Here is a 17,431-nt window from a genome sequence, read left to right on the forward strand (position 1 = left end):
TCCAGCATGCCGCGACTTTCGCTGGCATAGCTACTACTTGCAGTACGCTCACGGTCGTTCACGTTATTATTGCGTTCGGATTGAGCCATTGTTGCACTCTCTCCTTCCGCTTTCGCGTTCAGACCCAGATCCAGCATGCCACGGCTTTCGCTGGCATAGCTGCTGCTTGCAGTACGCTCACGGTCATTCACGTTACTATTGCGTTCGGATTGAGCCATTGTTGCACTATCTCCTTCGGCTTTCGCGTTCAGACCCAAATCGAGCTTACCGCGGCTTTCGCTAGCGTAATTGCTACTTGTGTTGCGTGCTTGACCGTCTCGTGAATACTCGTTCATCGTTGCTGCTTCTCCAGACACATTGGCATTCAGACCGAGGCCCAGTTTGCCAGAGCTACTTTGTTCGCTCGTAACGTCCGTAGATTCGTTATTGTAACGGTTCATGTTCTCGGCGGATACACCGGCGTTTAGTCCCAGATCCAGATTCAATGCACCTCTTGCGTTAGAGGAACCCCCATAGCTGCCAGTATTCCCGTAACCAGCGTCACGTTGTCCTGACAACAATGATCCCAGTTCCAGACGCAGACCTGCATTCAGATCCAAATTACCGCTGCTGTTGCTGTTATAGCTATCTGCATAGGTTGACTGTGAAACTCCCAGCAATCCAGCTACCAGCGTACCCGACAATACCGACAATTTTACCCAACGATTCACTTTTTTCATGATAATATACACTCCTTCTCATTTTTGGTTGAATTAACGCCATTGTTGTTTATGAGAAAGAGGTATATTTCGGCGGCTGACCTGGTGGTGCTTGTGACCACTGGCTGAAACCATCCAAGCGTTCCATGTTAAAAGCAAAACCATAACCCGGCATCACCAGACTTGTTATCGCCAAAGGCAGTGCTACAGCCGGAACAGATGCTCCGCCCCCCGTCACACCGGACGAACCGGAGCTTGTACCTGTAGAGGTACTCGTTGCAGAGGGAGCTATTGCCATAACAGACCAGTTAACCGGTCGTTCTGCCCGTGGTTGCCATGGTGCAGAGGCTTTATTCTGCTTCTCAGGTATTGCCTGATCCGCATTCAGCTTCCCCTGACCTTGTTTCTCCGCTGTTGAGTTTGAATTTGTCTCCTTAGCACGTTGTTTCAGACCATCCTGCTTCACAGGCACAGCCTGAGAAACAGCAGGTTCGGTTACCGAGTCCGGATTGATCTCACGATCCATCACCTGACCTGTAACCTGTATTTCATCTTGTGCCGTGTTCTGTCCACTCACTTTGTCCTGAGACGAAGGTGAATCGACTGCTTTACTAGGCTGATCTAAAGTATTCGCGGGTTGCTCCGGTTTCACAACCGGAAGTTCAATCTTCCCTTTACCAGAATCAACTTCTGTTGATACACCAGTAGCAGGCACTTTTGCTTTCACCTTTGGAAGCCGTACCTTGCCTTCACTCAGATTTACACCTGATGCCCTGACATCCACCGATGTAACTTCAGGAACATCAACTTTCACGGAAGGAAGTTCAACCTTGCCTTGCCGTAGGTCTGTTTGTACAGCAGACGTCTCTGCTTTGATGACCTCGGGAACCTCGGCTTTAATTCCCGGCAAGGAAGCTGTTCCCTCTTGTAGATTCACCTGACTGCTGGACACATCTGCTCGAATGACAGGCGTGTCTGCTTGTACAGAAGGAAGATCGACCGTCCCTTGCTTCGCATCGATGCCAATCTGCGATGTTCCTGCCGATCCAAGCGGTGTATCGACCTTCAATTCAGATACACTTAGCTTGCCGGTAGATGCATTCGTTTGGATCGAAGGAACCTCTACATCCAGTAGTGGTGTGGATAGAGATATCGATGGAGTCAGATCAAGACTGCCATCTGCATCGTGTGAAAAAAGGTTCAGTGACAATCCGCTGGACGGTTTGCTTGAACCCGCCTGATTCTGAGCATCATCTGCATATGCATGCGATGAACCAATGCCCATAACCAACGTTCCGGCCAAAATGGCTAACGGAATGCTTGCCAGACGAGTGATCGATCTGGGTAATTTCCCTTTTAAGTTCAAGTTGCTTCACCCCCTTTCCGCGCTAGCGTTGGTGGGACAAGGCATATGAGTTTTCCCCTAGGATTAATTAGAATACAGGGATTTCTGCCTGTTCCTCATTAAACATGAAGGCTTTTCCTCAAACGATTTCTCAGTAAAAATATTTTAAATTTAAATCAATTTCCGCCTTCATGCGCAATGATTACCTCTCAAAAACGACCTTACGACACCTCTCCGGTTGCCACGGATTTCGCCGGAAGAACTGCCTCCAGATCTTCTCCGCTCTTCGCTCTTGGCTTCAACAAATACAGCAGACCCAGCAGTGTCAACAGAATGCCTGAACTTACAAAAGCAGGCACAACACCAAACGAAGTCACTAATAACCCGCCAGCCACAGGGCCGAGAATGTTGCTCGTTGTCATCACACTGCCTACGGTACCAAATACCCTGCCTGTCATCGGCTCAGGGGTCTGTTCTTGCAGCAGAATCTGAAAAGGCACGACTGCAAACCCGATACCTACACCCGCCAAGGCAAACAGCGAAATAAGAAGCAGCTGTGCGCCTATTCCTGCTGAAGGCCATACAACCACGACTAATCCAGCCGTTCCAATGACAAGACCTGTTACAGCGGTTCCTAGCCCCATTTTTAACCCGTGGCTCGCTGTTTTCCATTTCCGGACACTCATCGCTGCGATTAACGTTCCAACACCACTTGCGGCAACGCACCATCCAAGCAGATCACCGGAAATGCCAGGTAGTTGCCTGAATAAAACTACAGTCTGTGAATCAGCAAATTGCAGAAACAAAATCGCGGATGCCAGTAAAAAAAGTGACGTTCCGACATGAGGCAGAGAAGCTAGCATACGGATGCCCTCAAGTGTTTCTTTCCAAAAGGATTGTTTGACTTGAATCGATCCTGCTGTCTCTTCCTCTACTTCTGTTACGTCAGAATTCGTCCGTTGGATCACCCGATGTCCAGGAATCCACAATAAAATGAGGCCAGAAATCAGAAATGACGATGCATCCAGCACAAAACACCACGTAATCCCAAACCCGGCTACAAGTAATCCGCCCAGCGCCGGTCCGATAATTTTGGACATCTGTTCAATCACCGAGCTAATGGAAACCGCTTGAGCAAGCTGGTGATGCGGCACAATTTCTTTTAACTTACCGTTCTTGGCGGGTGAGAACATGATATCAAATAAAGATTTAAGAATAAGCAACACATAAACATGCCAGATCTGATCCGCAAAAATAAATGCACCCACGATAATAATTCGGGCAGCATCCGCTGTAATCATCATCCACTTTCGGTTCAGGCGATCTGCCAGAGCACCGGCAAACGGCCCTGTGAGTAGCATCGGCAGTGCCGCAGATAACATTACAAACGTGATCTCCCAAGGCGTTGCATTCCAGCGAAGCCCTACCAGTGTGAAAATAGCCAACAGGTGTAGCCAATCCCCCAAGTTGGATATCGCCTGAGATACCATTAATGTCATGAATGCACGATTCTGTTTCAGTGTCCCTTGACCCGTTAAAGTGTAATTCGTCATCTCACTTCTCCTCCATCATTTTCCGAATGTTTAATATGAAAATGATTATATAAAAGAGACTCGGGTAGAACCTCCTGCCCGAGTCGGAGATGATAGAACATCCACAGGATGATTTTTCATTCCCCTGGTATTCTGCACTCTAATCCATTTGGTTGCTCCAATCGAAATATGTATCCAAAATCGTGACAAATGATCAAATTTTAAATGCTAAAAATGCAAATCTTGTGACATATCGCATGTTTTTCGGCCAAATTGAGGTCTACAATGAATATATGACGATCCTCTGATTCGTCAATTGATATAATGATCCAACTCATATAAGTTGATCTGATCTTTTACTAAACGCTTTGTATAGGTTTAACTTGATGTACGGGTAAATTAACCTTAGTTCAAACTTATACAGCAAAGAGAACCTTCATATATCACGTCAACTTATATAAATACACTGAAAGGCGGGATCAGCATGCTGGAATTACAAGAGATCGGGACAGAACGTTCACTTCATCTGTACCGCACCCTGGCTCATACGTTCAAAAGTGTGAATGAACACGCTGTATCTGGAAGTAAAGTACATGGCTTTAACCCGACTGCCTACGGAGTGCTCGAAGTGTTATATATGAAAGGAGCACAACCAATCCAGCAGGTAGGGGCTCAACTGCTGTTGCAGAGTGGGAACGTTACCTATGTCATTGACAAGCTGGAGCAAAAAGGGCTTCTACGCCGCAAACATTGTCCGCAAGACAGACGAATCATTTTTGTCGAACTGACAGAAGAAGGCCAGCGCACGATGGATGACATCTATCCAGGATATGCGGTCAAGATTGATCGCGCAGTCAGCGGTCTAAGCGAAGAGGACAAAGAACTGCTGTCCGAGCTTCTAGGAAGACTGGCGCATGGTGCAGAAAGTCTGTCAGCAAGCAGCTAGAACGTATGCACGCCACATCCGAACCAGGTAACCAGGTTTACGTTGGATAACTTAAAAGAGTGGTAGAGATGCAAAAACCGGATGGGTCTGACCAAGGCTCATCCGGTTTTTGCTTGTTTATTATTTTTTAGCCAATGAGACCCAGCCCTCAAAATATATTGCCAGCCCAGAAAGATCGGGGTGAAGATGAACATCTGGCGGATTGCCCCCATGTAAAGAAACGTATCTTCCCGAAACACAAAAACAGAGAACAGAACACCGCTTGATCCTGCTAACAGCACATAACCAATCATGATGGAAACAACCTGCATCGCAACTCCTTTGAATCGTCGCGCTAAGGACAGAGTCACCGCATCCGTCAAAAGTGACAGCGGAAGAATAAGAAAAATGGCGATTGCTAGAGTAATCAGTACAGCTATAACTAATGAATACCATAGCGGATAATAGTAAGTATTCTCCATTCGCTCGGCAACCGGTACATAGTTAATAAAAACCATAATGACAGAGATTGAAATACAAGTCAGCAATGCTGAGAAGATACGGACAGGAAAGGAAACGGAATGCAGGGCTAGCCACTTCGGGTTGCTCAAGTCACATCATCCTCCTTTTTCCAGTTCATCATACCAAACCCACGGAAATATAAAAAGCAGCTGATGTTCAGCTGCTTTTAGTACATAGCGAAAATATGCATCGATCCTTGAATCCCCTTGTTTTGCGGTGTATTTCCATTACTTCTCCCAGCATTTCAGTTACTTCTGCATAGCTTCCACTTGCGGCGGGGCATCTGCATCCTCAGGAACAATTAGCCTTTTGCGCAAGGCCAGCGTAGTGACCCATGAAACGACCGCAATAACAAACATGATGACAAACAAGGAGTGTAAACTACCCTCCAGTACACTGCGTAGCAACGCCCACTTCTCGTCTGATAACGCAACATCCGTATGCGGTGCAAGCAGCTCATTCAGATCCTTCTCCGATATACCTGATGCCGCTAAATTTTGTTCACTCGACAGTGTCGAGATACGGAAATTCAGCCACGTTCCAAATGCCGCTGCCCCAATCGTTTGGCCGAGTGTACGCATGAACGTATGTAGTGCCGTTGAAGAACCACGCTCTTTGTACCCCACAGACGACTGCGCGATAATCGTAAAGATCGTAAAGGCAAAACCAAAACCAAGACCATAAATGAAGGTCAGAATAAACAACACGGCTTGTGGCGAGGTTCCACCAACTAAGAACAGCCCGCCCGAACCAATCGCGATCCCGGTAAGTCCGATTAAGCTGGTCAGCCGTGATCCAATCTTGAGCAACAATCGGCCTGCCCATACGCTACCGATCAGCCAGCCAACGGACATAGGCGCGAGCAGCAAACCGGACTCGGTTGCATTGCCTCCACGTACTCCCTGCACCCAGAGTGGCAGATAGCTGGTTAAGCCGATCATCAATGTGCTGGTCAGCAGGCCGGCGATATTCGCCACCCGGATGTCCCGAATACGGAACAGATGAAGTGGAACCATCGGGGCCTGGGCTCTTTTTTCCACCACAAAAAACAAGATAAGAAACAAAACAGCGACCACGCTCAGTCCCACAATCAATGGAGAACTCCACGCGTAATACTGCCCACCTGCCGACAATACAAAAAGCATAGCGGTAATACCAACGGTGAAGGTGAGCGCACCAACATAGTCAATTTTAGCGGTACGTGGTGAAATGTCCTCTTTGAGGTAACGGAATACAAACCACATTGCGAGCAAGCCAAAGGGCACATTAAATCCGAAAATCCATTGCCAGCCGAGGTTGTCCACAAAATAACCTCCGAGCAGCGGCCCAACGAGAGACGAAATGCCCCATACCGAGCTGATCCAGCCCTGAATTTTGCCCCGTTCCTCAATGCGGTAGATATCCCCGATAATCGTAAAGGTAACCGGTACTACAGCGCCTGCGCCAATCCCCTGAATGGCACGGTAGATGATCAGTTGCTCCATATTCTGCGAAAGACAGCATAAGAGTGAGCCGAGCAAAAATAAGGCACAGCCGATGAGAAAAACGGGTTTACGCCCATATATGTCACTGATTTTGCCAAAAATCGGAGTACTGACTGCCATCGTGAGCAGGTATGCCGTAAAAATCCAGCTGAGAAGCTGCACGCTCCCCAATTCGCTGACAATCGTTGGACCCGCCGGACCGATTACCGTGCCTTCGATCGCGGACAGAAACGTTGCCAGCAGCAAACCCGCAAGAATGAAACTGCGCTTCAAACCTCCTGTTGTATTCACACAAACCCTTCTCTCTTTAATCTTATACATAATTAACAGTTGATTTTACTTTCTGCTCCAAAACAGAACAAGCTTTCGATCACAGTTATCCCCAGATTTTTTCATCTCTTTTCTATAAAGAGAAATCTGGTGATAAGCCTATGCTTCCGATGTAGCTTTCGTGCCGAAAGCTTTTGGGTGAATGTTCCACTTCTCCAGCTTTGTTCTGTTTCTTCGTTAATGTGTAATCTCAAAATAAATTAAGTATCTTTTCCTACCTTCCTTGCCACTACCTTCTCTTATTGCGAAGAAACTCATCATATAATAGCGAGTACATCACCATATCCTTGTATCCCGTAGACGTATGCTGTACCTGGCGAAGCAGGCCCTCTCTTGTAAATCCCTGGCTTGTCAGGAAAGTTCCTGAGGCTGCGTTACGCGGGTCCACAAGTGCTTCAATCCGGTTCAATCCCATCGTCTCATAACCAAAGGGTAGCAGCGCTGTGAATGCCTCGGACATATATCCGTAACGCCAGTACTCACGGCCCAGCTCATATCCGATCTCACCTCGGAATGCCCCTTCCAATTGCCAGGTGTTGAATCCGCAACTACCGATAAGTTTACCGGTAGCTTTCAGTTCAATGCCCCACCGAATGGCGTCTTCTTCCCCTGCCATATGATTGAGTAGCCCGATCATATCGGCCGCCTCGCTTGTCCCAATCATGGGCGCGAGATTCATATACCGTGTGACCTCCCGGTCGGACCAGTGTTCGAACATCTGCGCAGCATCCTTACGGCGCATTTTGCGTAAGCGTAACCGCGGTGTCTCCATTTCCGGGATTCTTCCTTTACATTTATACATCAATTGACACTCCGATCCGATCCTTCTCTTGCAGACCATAAGATTCATTAGCCATCTAACCATAACCTGCACCAATTGGCAACTGTTCACTCTTCTGATCATATCAAAAAACCGGGCGCATTCGCTCCCGGTCTTGATGTAACTATGAATCCACCAGCACAGGTTGTCCTGTTCTATGCCGAGAATCAATCTTTATTTGCTCAGTTGCTCGCAAAATCTGATCTGCAACAGTTTTACGCCGGAGAGGCCTTCTTGCTGTCAGGCAACAATTCTTCGCTCACCCGTCCAAGCACAGCAACAATTTCCTTATACTCCTCAATGCCTGTCCCGGTCAGGCTCCACTGATCTCCGTGGGCAGTCAAGAAGTTCTCTTGCGTCAGGTGTTCAAGCTCCTGTTTGATCTCACGTTCACCCACGCGATATCCTCGCTCTTCTAACAAAGGCAGCGCGTCGCTTACGTTTAAATCCTGATTTTGGGCAAAATATAGAAGATGAATTCGTACGAATAGATTCTGTACTTCTGCATGCATAAGCTAAGCTCCTTCCCGGGTTGTAGCCCTTCTTGGTTGCTAAGTAATTACCCCGCGAAAGAAGCGAAGAAACAGGTGACAATCCGGACACTGTAATCTCTTTCCAAAATCATTCCGCTTGACTAACCGCATCTACTGCACTATCTTGAAAATAAGTACCATTTTTGCTCGGGAGGGTGATTCACCATGTTTCAAGCTGTTTCCTATGAAGGAACACGAAGCGAGCAGCACACCGCCGTCCTGGGACAGTTAAGTGCTCTGATCCGCGATGAACCTAGTGCGATTGCCAATCTGGCTAACGCTGCTGCGCTGCTCAATGTATTTTTAACCGACACCAACTGGGTCGGATTCTATCTGTATGATGGAAAAGAACTGGTCCTCGGACCGTTCCAGGGATTGCCTGCTTGCATCCGTATTCCACTTGGACGCGGAGTATGCGGCACATCTGCTGCGGAGAGACGCACACTCGTTGTTGATGATGTGCATGCTTTTCCAGGCCATATCGCCTGTGATGCTGCATCCAACAGTGAGATCGTTGTTCCGATCATCAAAGACGGACAATTATATGGCGTACTCGATATCGACAGCCCGATCAAAAACCGTTTTGACGATGAGGATCGCATCTTCCTGGAAAAAGCGGTTAGCTTGCTCGTCGAGCAACTGTAAGCCGTCCGATTCATCTCATATTCATGTAAACAAGAGGACTCTGTCCTCACCCGGTGATATCCATATGTACGAACAAAAAGCGCAGACCTCCGGGAGGGCTGCGCTTTTTGTTGCTATGTTCTTACGAATGCTCTTACCAATGTTCTTACCAATCATCTTGCCCGCCCATGTTACTTTATGCATTCAGGATAGATCCTGTGCCGCTTTGATGATCATTCCCTCTCGCAGAAACTCTGCCAGTCTTGGATGATAACCGTCATACATGTTCCGAAAATCGCGGTGCTCCACGTAAAGATTGGCCAAATCCCGATAAATCTCAGCCGTAGGTGTGTAATACCCTTTGATCCATTCAAGGTGTCTTCCAATAATCTGCTGCACAGCCGGATTGCCCGGTTCAAGCCCAAGCTCCAGCGCCTGTTTCAGATCCAGATGAATCTGATCGATTCTGGTCTGTGAGTCCAAAAAATCCTCTTTGGATTTCAACTCGATCTTCTCCGCTTTCGATTCACGTGACGGCAGGGTCTCAGGCAAGTGCTGTGTTTGACCTGCTTCTGGCAATCTGGCATGACGCGTATTATGTTCGAAGCCATGGTAGAGTTCGTGCTCCTCTATCGTCTCTTCCCCTTGCAGATAAGAAACCGTTCGATCCAGCGTTTGGATCAAACCGTGCAGGCGAAGTGCTTCCTCCAAAATTCGGATACGATGTTGCCGCATGACACGGATGATCTCCACAGGCTCTTCCTTAAGCATAGAGCCGATCTCTTCCTCCGCTACTCCTGCTTCCTTGCAGAACAGAATCTGCTGCAGCGTCAGCAACTCTTTTTTTTCATAATAAATATCCTCATCCAGTCCACGAAAGGCAGGGGACAATAACCCCAGCTCCGCATAATGACTTAACTCACTCAGGCTCACACCCGACATACCCGATACATCCGTCATAGAATACGCCATATGAATTCACCTCCTACTTGTTATGCGTGCTCTGTGTGTTCACCCGCCGTGCTTCCGATATATTTAAAAAGATACAAAAGAATTAAAAACGCAGTTGAAAATGCGTGCATCCATGTCCTATGAAATTCAACGGGTTCAGACAGTTGCTTGCAGGATGTTACCTATTTTATACCCTTCTCACCCATTGTGAACCTATAGTCAGTTCAGAAAAATGATGGTTTTTTTGAGGCCACTTTAAGCGGATATCGATCGTTTATGATATAGAATTACAAGCAAAAATCCTGCACCAGAGATGGATACAGGATCTTCTAAAATTTCATATAATCTGTTTATTACAAGCGATGAACTCACTTAATTTTTGTTAAACATGACAAACTTCAATTCCGTCATTTCTTCCGTTGCATATTTCACACCTTCACGCCCGATGCCACTTTGCTTCACACCGCCATACGGCATATGATCTACCCGGAATGTCGGGATATCATTGATCATTACGCCGCCCGCTTCAATGTCATCCACAGCTCGAAGTGCCGTTTGAATGTCATTCGTGAATACCCCAGCTTGAAGTCCATACATAGAGTCGTTAACATGCTGAATGCCTTCTTCTACGGAATCAACCGTGTTAATCACAACAATCGGTGCAAACACTTCCTGACAAGAAACCTTTGCATCGCGTGGCACATTCGCAAGCACGGTTGGACGCAATACGCCTCCTTCAGCCTCACCACCCGCGACCACGGTTGCCCCTGCCTGTTTCGCTTCTTCAATCCAGTCCAGAGTACGTTGTACATCCTTAGATGTAATAAGTGCTGATACAACCGTATCCTCGTTCAGCGGATCACCGATTACAACCTGTTCAGCAGCTTCGGCAAAGCGCTTAATAAATGGCTCGGCAATCGACTGATGCACATAGATGCGCTGTAACGAAATGCATACCTGGCCCTGATATGTGAAAGCTCCCGTAACGCTGCGCGGGATGACCTTGTCGAGATCCGCATCTTTGTCTACAATGACAGCCGCATTGGAACCCAGCTCCAGCGTAACACGTTTCAGTCCTGCGTTGCTGCGGATGTTTGTTCCTACGGCCGGGCTACCTGTGAAGGTAAGATAAGCTACATCCGGATGGCTCACAAGTACATCGCCAATTGTTTTACCATCACCGCTCACCACATTCAGTGCTCCGTCTGGCAACCCTGCCTCTTGGAGCAGGTTTGCGATGTAATAGGCAGACAGCGGAGTCTGTTCCGCAGGTTTAAGCACGATGGTATTTCCAGCAGCCAGTGCGGGTCCAACCTTGTGAGCAACCAGATTCATCGGAAAATTGAACGGTGTAATGGCCCCAATCACCCCCAGCGGCTGCCGCATCGTATAACCAATACGACCTTCGCCGCCTTTTGCCGCATCCATCGGAACGGTCTCTCCAGTCAAACGTTTTGCCTCTTCGGCAGCAAACCGATAGGTCTCGATCGTACGATCAATCTCGCCTCTTGCCGCCGTGATCGGCTTTGCCGCCTCTAATGCAACGATGCGGGCTGCCTCTTCTTTACGTTCCTCCAGCATGGCCGACAGCTTGTACAGCAAGTCTGCACGCTGATGTGCAGGCATTTGGCGCATCGCTTTACGTGCCTTCACAGCCGCCGCAATGGCGGCTTCAGTCTCCTCCGCCGAGGCCGAAGCCACTTCTGCCAGCGTTTCCCCGGAATAAGGTGCTCGAAGTGTTGTATAGTGTACCGATTCGGTATACTTACCGCCGATAAACAGATGTTGTTTTTTCATAAACGCATCCTCCGTTCCCGTTCATTCGATTCGCGAGTAACTACCATCCTTACATAACTCTACTCTAGTTATACACCATTTCGCCCTCTTCCACCCAGTTGACGAAACGATATAAGTTACTCGGTACTGGTTGTTGGTAGGGCCGTGCGGTGGATGATCTTTAGAAAAATCGTTGCTTTATTTCACCGTCAGTACCGGACATTCGGCATGCTTCAGCACACCATGACTGACACTGCCGACTACAATCTCAGCCAGCACACTTTTGCCACCGGTGCCCATCACAACCAGGTCACATTTCCGCTCACTCGCCATCCGGCAGATTTCAGTTACAGGATCACCTGCAACCAGCAATGTCTCGTAGTCCACACCGCGACCAACCATTTGTTCAACCACTGGCTCTATAATGTGCTTCCCCTCTTCAGCGATACGTTCCTCCAAATCAACGCCAAGCGCTGGTTCGTTCATTGAGATAGAAGGATTCACATGCATAATCGTCAGACTGACAGGATGTTTCATCTGTTCAGCCAGCATCAGAGCCTGTTCCAGCGCCTTTTTCGCATGATCCGATTCATCTACAGCGACCAATATTCGTTTTAGCATACCCATATCCTCCAGTCTGTTTATCGGTTCTAAACATCTACATCTATCCACGCGTTGCGCTCGTACTAATTTCCTGTAGGCATAAACCAACTCTTAATGAGCTGTGATGGACGCATCAATATCCCGCAGGTGACGACGACGCATCAACAATACAGCAACACCGATCAGCACCATTAACGCACCGAAGTAAAACGGCGTTTCTGGCAAAAACCATTCAGACAATTTACCCGCAAGCCAAGGGGCTAGTGCACCGCCCATAAACCGCACAAAACTGTACGCCGCAGAGGCTACGGAGCGCTCCACTGGAGCGGCCTCCATCACAGCCGTTGTGATCAACGTATTGTTTATTCCAAGGAAAATCCCTGCTACGATCACCGCAACAATAACCGTCACCGATGAGCCCATTACCGTACCCACAGCCATCACCAGCAAGTCCAGCGCAAACAACGTGAGCATGACACTCATGGAAGGCACGGAGCCAAATCGGCGCTGCAGCTTCGGTGCCACAAAGACGGACGTAATCGCCAGCATCAATCCCCATCCGAAGAAAACATACCCAAGGCCGTGTTCGTCCAGTTTCATGACATAAGGGGAGTACGCCATCAACGTAAAGAATCCAAAGTTATATAAAAAGGCGGTTATCGCCAACGTTTTCAGTGAAGGGTACCCGAGCGCTTTGAACGGATCGGATAACGTGCTGCGTGTTTTCGGTTTAGCCATTTTGGGCAACATAAACATGATGCTGATAAACGCAATTGCCATCAGTACAGCTACCCCGTAGAACGGGCCGCGCCAAGAGATCGAACCCAGTTCCCCGCCAAGTAGCGGACCAACGGCAATCCCTAGACCCAGTGCTGCTTCGTATAAAATAATAGCCTTGGCTGTCCCTGACGTGGACAAGCCAACAATAGCTGACAACGCGGTGGCGATGAACAAGGCATTCCCGAGTCCCCAGCCCCCGCGATAACCAACCAGCGCTCCGACCGTGTCCGATGTACCGCCAAGGAACGAAAATACAATAATCAGCAATATACCGCTGAGCAGTGTCCATTTCACGCCAATCCGGCTGGAAACCACACCCGTAATCAGCATGGCGATCCCCGTTACCGCGTTATAGCTAGTAAACAGCAAGGACACTTGGCTTTTGGACGCGTGTAGCTGATCCGCAATGGCTGGCAGAATCGGGTCTACCAAGCCCAGACCCATAAACGAGATGATACAGGCGAAAGCTACAGCCCATACCGCTCGTGGCTGGGACAGTAGACCTCCACGGGATGACGGCAATTCGTCAGGTAGTGATGGTTCTCTTTTCATAGGTCATTCCTCCGATGTAATGTGTAATGTTGAGATAGTGAAAATAATTGAGAACAATTGATTAGTTTAATTAATTTTCATGAGTTTTCTTGTTTTTTTCAGAAAAAGAGTTGTAAAAACAGCACAAGGACACCGGAAATCCCGGTGTATTGCATTCATCCATATTGCTCTGCACTCCCACATAAAGACTTGCAAAAGCTCCCTATGCGTATCTTTTCACTTCGGCTTCTTGTTGCCTTCTCTGTTGGCTACTCGTCTTAATCTTCGTTTCTCTCACGAGCGTTGGCTTGCAACGTCTGTATGCCCGTTCTAACGCGCCCACGAAGCTCCTCCAGCTCCTGTTGTACAGCATGAATGCTCTGAAGCTTCTGCTCCAGCAACTGCAACTGACCATCCAATGTGGCTTCCATCAGGGTGAGCTTTTCGATCCGCTCTTTCACCTCAGTGGTCTGCTGATAGTCGAAACGTTGCTCGTTCAGCACATCTGTCGTAGCTACATAGGCATGAAGTTCTTGTAACGAAAAGCCAAGCACCTCTTTGGCTCGAACCACTTTTTTCAAATAGTCGATGTCATCCTGTGAATATAGCCTCGTTCCGCCGTCTGTCCGCTGAGGTGAAGGCATCACACCAATCTCTTCGTAGTATCGAATGGTACGCTTGGTCAGTCCGCAGGCTTTGGCGACATCATCAATTTTGAACAAACTCATCGACTCCACCTCGCTTATATGTCATTAGTATTATGTACATAATTATATATAATTCTAACGTTAACGTCAACGTTAGATTTTAGTTTGGAATTTAACCGTTAAAATTATTCATGAAATGATAGATAAAATCGACCATTCCATTCCGTATTTGAGACAGAAGCAGAAAATAAAGACAAAAAAAGACCCGCATCCGCGGATCTCGGTGATAATACAGGTCATTAAGCATGGCTCTGCATGTACTTACTGACATTAGTTGTTCTGACCTTGTCTTGACCTTTTCTTGACCTTGTCTTATCTTACTCATCTCACTTCTCTTATTTCTCTTGCTTGTCCTGTTCATGCTGTGCCCTTTGCATTTGCTTCAAACGGCCTTCCACCCGGGTAAACAGCCTGATGGTATAGAAACCAACAGCGACTAGACTCAGTACCAACGCACGCACATCCGTAAGCCAGAAACCAATCACACCAAAAGCGGTAATAATAACTCCAAATTGCATCATCAGCGCCGAACTGTACCGCTGCGCTTCTTCCCACAGCGCCCGGTCGCTCATTGCACGTGGTGTACGATAACCATATATTCCGTTAATTTGTTTTGGCGGCTTCTTATACACCATCAATCCCAAAATGAAATAACATACTCCGCATATAATCCCCACGAATGCTCCTGCCAAAATACTCGCTCCTTCTTTTCACTTTAGCTCTCAGGCCAATTCGGTTCACAGTCTGCCATAAATAAAGTAAAACGGCTCTACGTATATACGCAGAGCCGTGATGTACGTTTCAAACCATTTAAACGTTCTTAATTCGTAGAACCCGCATCGCATTCAGTACCGCAAGCACCGTCACACCCACATCGGAGAAAACAGCTTCCCACATGGTGGCGATCCCGAATACACCCAGCAACAGAAAGATTGCTTTGACTCCCAGCGCAAATCCGATATTCTGCCAGACAATGCGGCGTGTACGCTTCGCAATACGGATGGCACTGGCGATTCTGGATGGTTCATCCGTCATGATCACCACATCCGCTGCTTCAATTGCTGCATCCGATCCGAGTCCGCCCATGGCAACACCGACATCTGCACGGGCCAGCACGGGTGTATCGTTAATCCCGTCACCGACAAAGATCATTTTTTCCTTCGGTAATTTGTTTTGTTCCAGTTGTTCCAGTCGTTCGACTTTATCCTGCGGTAGAAGTTCGGCATGAACCTCATCCACGCCAAGCTGGCGTGCAACTGCCTCGCCTACCGCTTTGGCATCGCCGGTCAGCATGACCGTTTTGTGTATGCCTAGCTGTTTGAGTGCCTCTATCGCAGACGCTGCATCTTCCTTCACTTCGTCCGCAATAATGAGGTGTCCGACATACTCTCCGGCTTCAGCTACATGCACAACCGTTCCTACCGTTTGCGGCTTCGTATACATGATCCCTGCCTGCTCCATCAACTTGGCGTTGCCTGCGAGCACTTCCTGACCGTTCACATTGACTTTAATTCCATGTCCGGCTATCTCGTCATATCCGTCCACACCTTGCGAGGGAATGTCTTTCGCCCAAGCGGCACGAATGGATTCTGCAATCGGATGATTGGAATTCGCTTCGGCAATCACGGCCAGCTTCATCAGTTCCTCTTCCGTACGCGTACCTTCAGGATGAACAGACGTGACTTTGAAAACACCTTTGGTTAATGTGCCCGTTTTGTCGAACACTACCACTTTAACGTCATTTAGAGCTTCCAGGTAATTACTTCCTTTGACCAGAATGCCGTTACGCGAAGCTGCACCAATCCCGCCAAAGAAGCCAAGCGGAATCGATACAACAAGTGCACAAGGACATGAAATAACGAGGAACACCAGCGCACGATAGATCCAGTCTGCAAACGTTGCACCGCTAAGTAGCAGTGGCGGAACGAAAGCAATCAGAGCAGCGAGAATGACCACAATAGGTGTGTAATACCGGGCAAATTTGCTGATAAAATGCTCCGTTTTCGCCTTGCGGCTGCTGGCATTCTGCACCATATCGAGGATTTTGGATACGGTGGATTCACCAAAGGTTTTGGTGACCTCTATGGTTAACATGCCGTTTTTGTTCACAAATCCGCTGAGTACATCACTTCCAGGCTCCAGTTCCCGTGGAACAGATTCCCCCGTCAACGCGGATGTGTCTACCATGGAGCGGCCTGCCTTTACGATACCGTCGAGGGGCACACGCTCACCGGCTTTAACCACAATCCGATCGCCAATGCGAACCTCTTCCGGGGAGACACGCCGGGTCTCTTCCCCTGCACCTGTGAGAACATTCGCATAGTCCGGGCGAATATCCATCAGGGACTGAATCGACTTGCGCGAGCGATTCACTGCCATGCCCTGGAACAGCTCTCCGAGCTGATAGAAGAGCATGACCGCGACACCCTCAGGATACTCTCCGATGGCAAACGCACCTAGCGTGGCAACCGTCATCAGGAAGTACTCATCAAACACCTGACCGCGAATGATGTTTTTGAATGCCTGTAGCACGATATCGCCACCAGCGATGAGATAAGCCACTACGTATAGCGCAAGCTGTGCCCAGCCATCGAGCGGTGACCAGATCGCTGCGGCCAGCAACACAGACCCCGTAGCAAGGCGGGCTAGTAACGTTTTGGTCTGTCCGGCACCATGCTCATGTGAATGCCCTGCATGAGCGTCACTGCCTTCGGTGTGATTATGCGTATGGCTGTGATCATGTCCATGACTGTGTCCATGATCATGAGTATGTCCATGTGAATGTTCATGTGAATGAGCATGGCTCTGATGTTGATGCTTATGCGTGCCACCCGCTTGGCTTACGTTCGTGTGGGCAAGACTACCCGACCCTTTTTCCGAGATACGAATATGTGGCTCCAGCCGCAACACCTTGCGCCTCACTTCCTCCACTACCTGCTCATCCGTATCGGAGTTGGTGTACATGGATAACGTTTTGGTTACAAAATTAACGGAGCATTCATTAATGCCCTTAATTTTACTCACACCATTTTCAATCTTCAGTGCACAGTTGGCACAATCCAGTCCGTCAAGCAGCAGTTCCCTTTTCACCTGTTCCTGTTCGGTTCCCATGTGAATTCTCCCCTTTGCAGTCCGAAAAAAGTTGAACTAAAGGTATTACACGAGCACTACGATGACAGAATAACCTTCCAATCGCTGTTATCCCCAAATTTCTTTTATCCCTTTCATCCTCAGAGGGAAATTTGGTGATAAGTGTAGGCTTCCGATGTA

At 48.2% G+C, this 17,431-nt stretch carries 16 protein-coding genes; 2 read left to right on the forward strand and 14 right to left on the reverse strand.

Features of this window, described 5'->3' with window-relative positions:
• The 3 genes from H7T88_RS27255 to H7T88_RS27265 form a co-directional block, all read right to left on the reverse strand.
• On the reverse strand, positions 1-719 hold a 719-nt coding region (locus tag H7T88_RS27255), incomplete at its 3' end, for a hypothetical protein (RefSeq protein ID WP_221791504.1).
• Between the two features lie 49 nt (positions 720-768).
• On the reverse strand, positions 769-2,064 hold the full coding sequence (locus tag H7T88_RS27260; RefSeq protein ID WP_221791506.1) for a hypothetical protein: 1,296 nt from the start codon (positions 2,062-2,064) through the stop codon (positions 769-771).
• A gap of 200 nt (positions 2,065-2,264) precedes the next feature.
• Complete coding sequence (locus tag H7T88_RS27265; protein ID WP_154892185.1) at positions 2,265-3,596, reverse strand: MFS transporter; 1,332 nt, start codon at positions 3,594-3,596, stop codon at positions 2,265-2,267.
• Between the two features lie 463 nt (positions 3,597-4,059).
• Between H7T88_RS27265 and H7T88_RS27270 the strand changes: the two genes are divergently transcribed.
• Positions 4,060-4,521 carry a MarR family winged helix-turn-helix transcriptional regulator gene (locus tag H7T88_RS27270; RefSeq protein ID WP_090924920.1) on the forward strand — a complete coding sequence of 154 codons (462 nt, stop codon included), beginning with the start codon at positions 4,060-4,062 and terminating at the stop codon, positions 4,519-4,521.
• A 98-nt stretch (positions 4,522-4,619) separates the two neighbouring features.
• Here the strand turns inward: H7T88_RS27270 and H7T88_RS27275 are convergent, their stop codons facing one another.
• From H7T88_RS27275 to H7T88_RS27290, 4 genes are all read right to left on the reverse strand, one after another.
• Complete coding sequence (locus tag H7T88_RS27275) at positions 4,620-5,111, reverse strand: hypothetical protein (RefSeq protein ID WP_221791508.1); 492 nt, start codon at positions 5,109-5,111, stop codon at positions 4,620-4,622.
• Positions 5,112-5,270: 159 nt separating this feature from the next.
• Positions 5,271-6,779 (reverse strand): MDR family MFS transporter, encoded by a 1,509-nt coding sequence (locus H7T88_RS27280; protein WP_260511179.1) that lies wholly within the window; start codon positions 6,777-6,779, stop codon positions 5,271-5,273.
• A gap of 286 nt (positions 6,780-7,065) precedes the next feature.
• Positions 7,066-7,638: a GNAT family N-acetyltransferase gene (locus H7T88_RS27285; protein ID WP_221791512.1), complete on the reverse strand. Its 573-nt coding sequence runs from the start codon at positions 7,636-7,638 to the stop codon at positions 7,066-7,068.
• Positions 7,639-7,871: 233 nt separating this feature from the next.
• On the reverse strand, positions 7,872-8,168 hold the full coding sequence (locus tag H7T88_RS27290) for a hypothetical protein (RefSeq protein ID WP_145336608.1): 297 nt from the start codon (positions 8,166-8,168) through the stop codon (positions 7,872-7,874).
• A 186-nt stretch (positions 8,169-8,354) separates the two neighbouring features.
• Between H7T88_RS27290 and msrC the strand changes: the two genes are divergently transcribed.
• The gene (gene msrC / locus H7T88_RS27295) at positions 8,355-8,834 is read left to right on the forward strand and encodes a free L-methionine (R)-S-oxide reductase MsrC (RefSeq protein WP_154892181.1); all 480 of its coding nucleotides are present in this window, start codon (positions 8,355-8,357) and stop codon (positions 8,832-8,834) included.
• 183 nt (positions 8,835-9,017) lie between these two features.
• Here msrC and H7T88_RS27300 read toward each other — a convergent pair whose 3' ends face one another.
• From H7T88_RS27300 to H7T88_RS27330, 7 genes are all read right to left on the reverse strand, one after another.
• Positions 9,018-9,785, reverse strand: a complete 768-nt coding sequence (locus tag H7T88_RS27300) for a MerR family transcriptional regulator (protein WP_221791514.1) — start codon at positions 9,783-9,785, stop codon at positions 9,018-9,020.
• A 351-nt stretch (positions 9,786-10,136) separates the two neighbouring features.
• A complete protein-coding gene (locus tag H7T88_RS27305) occupies positions 10,137-11,561 on the reverse strand; it encodes an aldehyde dehydrogenase family protein (protein WP_221791516.1) in 1,425 nt (474 codons plus the stop codon).
• Positions 11,562-11,738: 177 nt separating this feature from the next.
• On the reverse strand, positions 11,739-12,161 hold the full coding sequence (locus H7T88_RS27310; protein ID WP_253497672.1) for a universal stress protein: 423 nt from the start codon (positions 12,159-12,161) through the stop codon (positions 11,739-11,741).
• 93 nt (positions 12,162-12,254) lie between these two features.
• Positions 12,255-13,475, reverse strand: coding sequence for an MFS transporter (locus tag H7T88_RS27315; RefSeq protein WP_154985857.1), 1,221 nt, complete (start codon positions 13,473-13,475; stop codon positions 12,255-12,257).
• 257 nt (positions 13,476-13,732) lie between these two features.
• Positions 13,733-14,182: a MerR family transcriptional regulator gene (locus H7T88_RS27320; protein WP_090924910.1), complete on the reverse strand. Its 450-nt coding sequence runs from the start codon at positions 14,180-14,182 to the stop codon at positions 13,733-13,735.
• Positions 14,183-14,496: 314 nt separating this feature from the next.
• Positions 14,497-14,853: an SdpI family protein gene (locus tag H7T88_RS27325; protein WP_154892176.1), complete on the reverse strand. Its 357-nt coding sequence runs from the start codon at positions 14,851-14,853 to the stop codon at positions 14,497-14,499.
• Between the two features lie 118 nt (positions 14,854-14,971).
• Entirely contained in the window at positions 14,972-17,272 is a 2,301-nt protein-coding gene (locus H7T88_RS27330) for a heavy metal translocating P-type ATPase (RefSeq protein ID WP_221791519.1), read from the reverse strand.
• Positions 17,273-17,431: the final 159 nt, after the last annotated feature.

Source organism: Paenibacillus cucumis (ex Kampfer et al. 2016) (genome assembly GCF_019748695.1).
GTDB classification, from domain to species: Bacteria; Bacillota; Bacilli; order Paenibacillales; family Paenibacillaceae; genus Paenibacillus; species Paenibacillus polysaccharolyticus.

Coding starts and splice junctions, on each gene's coding strand:
- H7T88_RS27265 (WP_154892185.1), bottom strand. CDS start 3,596: ATGACGAATTACACTTTAACGGGTCAAGGGACACTGAAACAGAATCGT.
- H7T88_RS27270 (WP_090924920.1), top strand. CDS start 4,060: ATGCTGGAATTACAAGAGATCGGGACAGAACGTTCACTTCATCTGTAC.
- H7T88_RS27285 (WP_221791512.1), bottom strand. CDS start 7,638: ATGTATAAATGTAAAGGAAGAATCCCGGAAATGGAGACACCGCGGTTA.
- H7T88_RS27290 (WP_145336608.1), bottom strand. CDS start 8,168: ATGCATGCAGAAGTACAGAATCTATTCGTACGAATTCATCTTCTATAT.
- msrC (WP_154892181.1), top strand. CDS start 8,355: ATGTTTCAAGCTGTTTCCTATGAAGGAACACGAAGCGAGCAGCACACC.
- H7T88_RS27300 (WP_221791514.1), bottom strand. CDS start 9,785: ATGGCGTATTCTATGACGGATGTATCGGGTATGTCGGGTGTGAGCCTG.
- H7T88_RS27305 (WP_221791516.1), bottom strand. CDS start 11,561: ATGAAAAAACAACATCTGTTTATCGGCGGTAAGTATACCGAATCGGTA.
- H7T88_RS27310 (WP_253497672.1), bottom strand. CDS start 12,161: ATGCTAAAACGAATATTGGTCGCTGTAGATGAATCGGATCATGCGAAA.
- H7T88_RS27315 (WP_154985857.1), bottom strand. CDS start 13,475: ATGAAAAGAGAACCATCACTACCTGACGAATTGCCGTCATCCCGTGGA.
- H7T88_RS27320 (WP_090924910.1), bottom strand. CDS start 14,182: ATGAGTTTGTTCAAAATTGATGATGTCGCCAAAGCCTGCGGACTGACC.
- H7T88_RS27330 (WP_221791519.1), bottom strand. CDS start 17,272: ATGGGAACCGAACAGGAACAGGTGAAAAGGGAACTGCTGCTTGACGGA.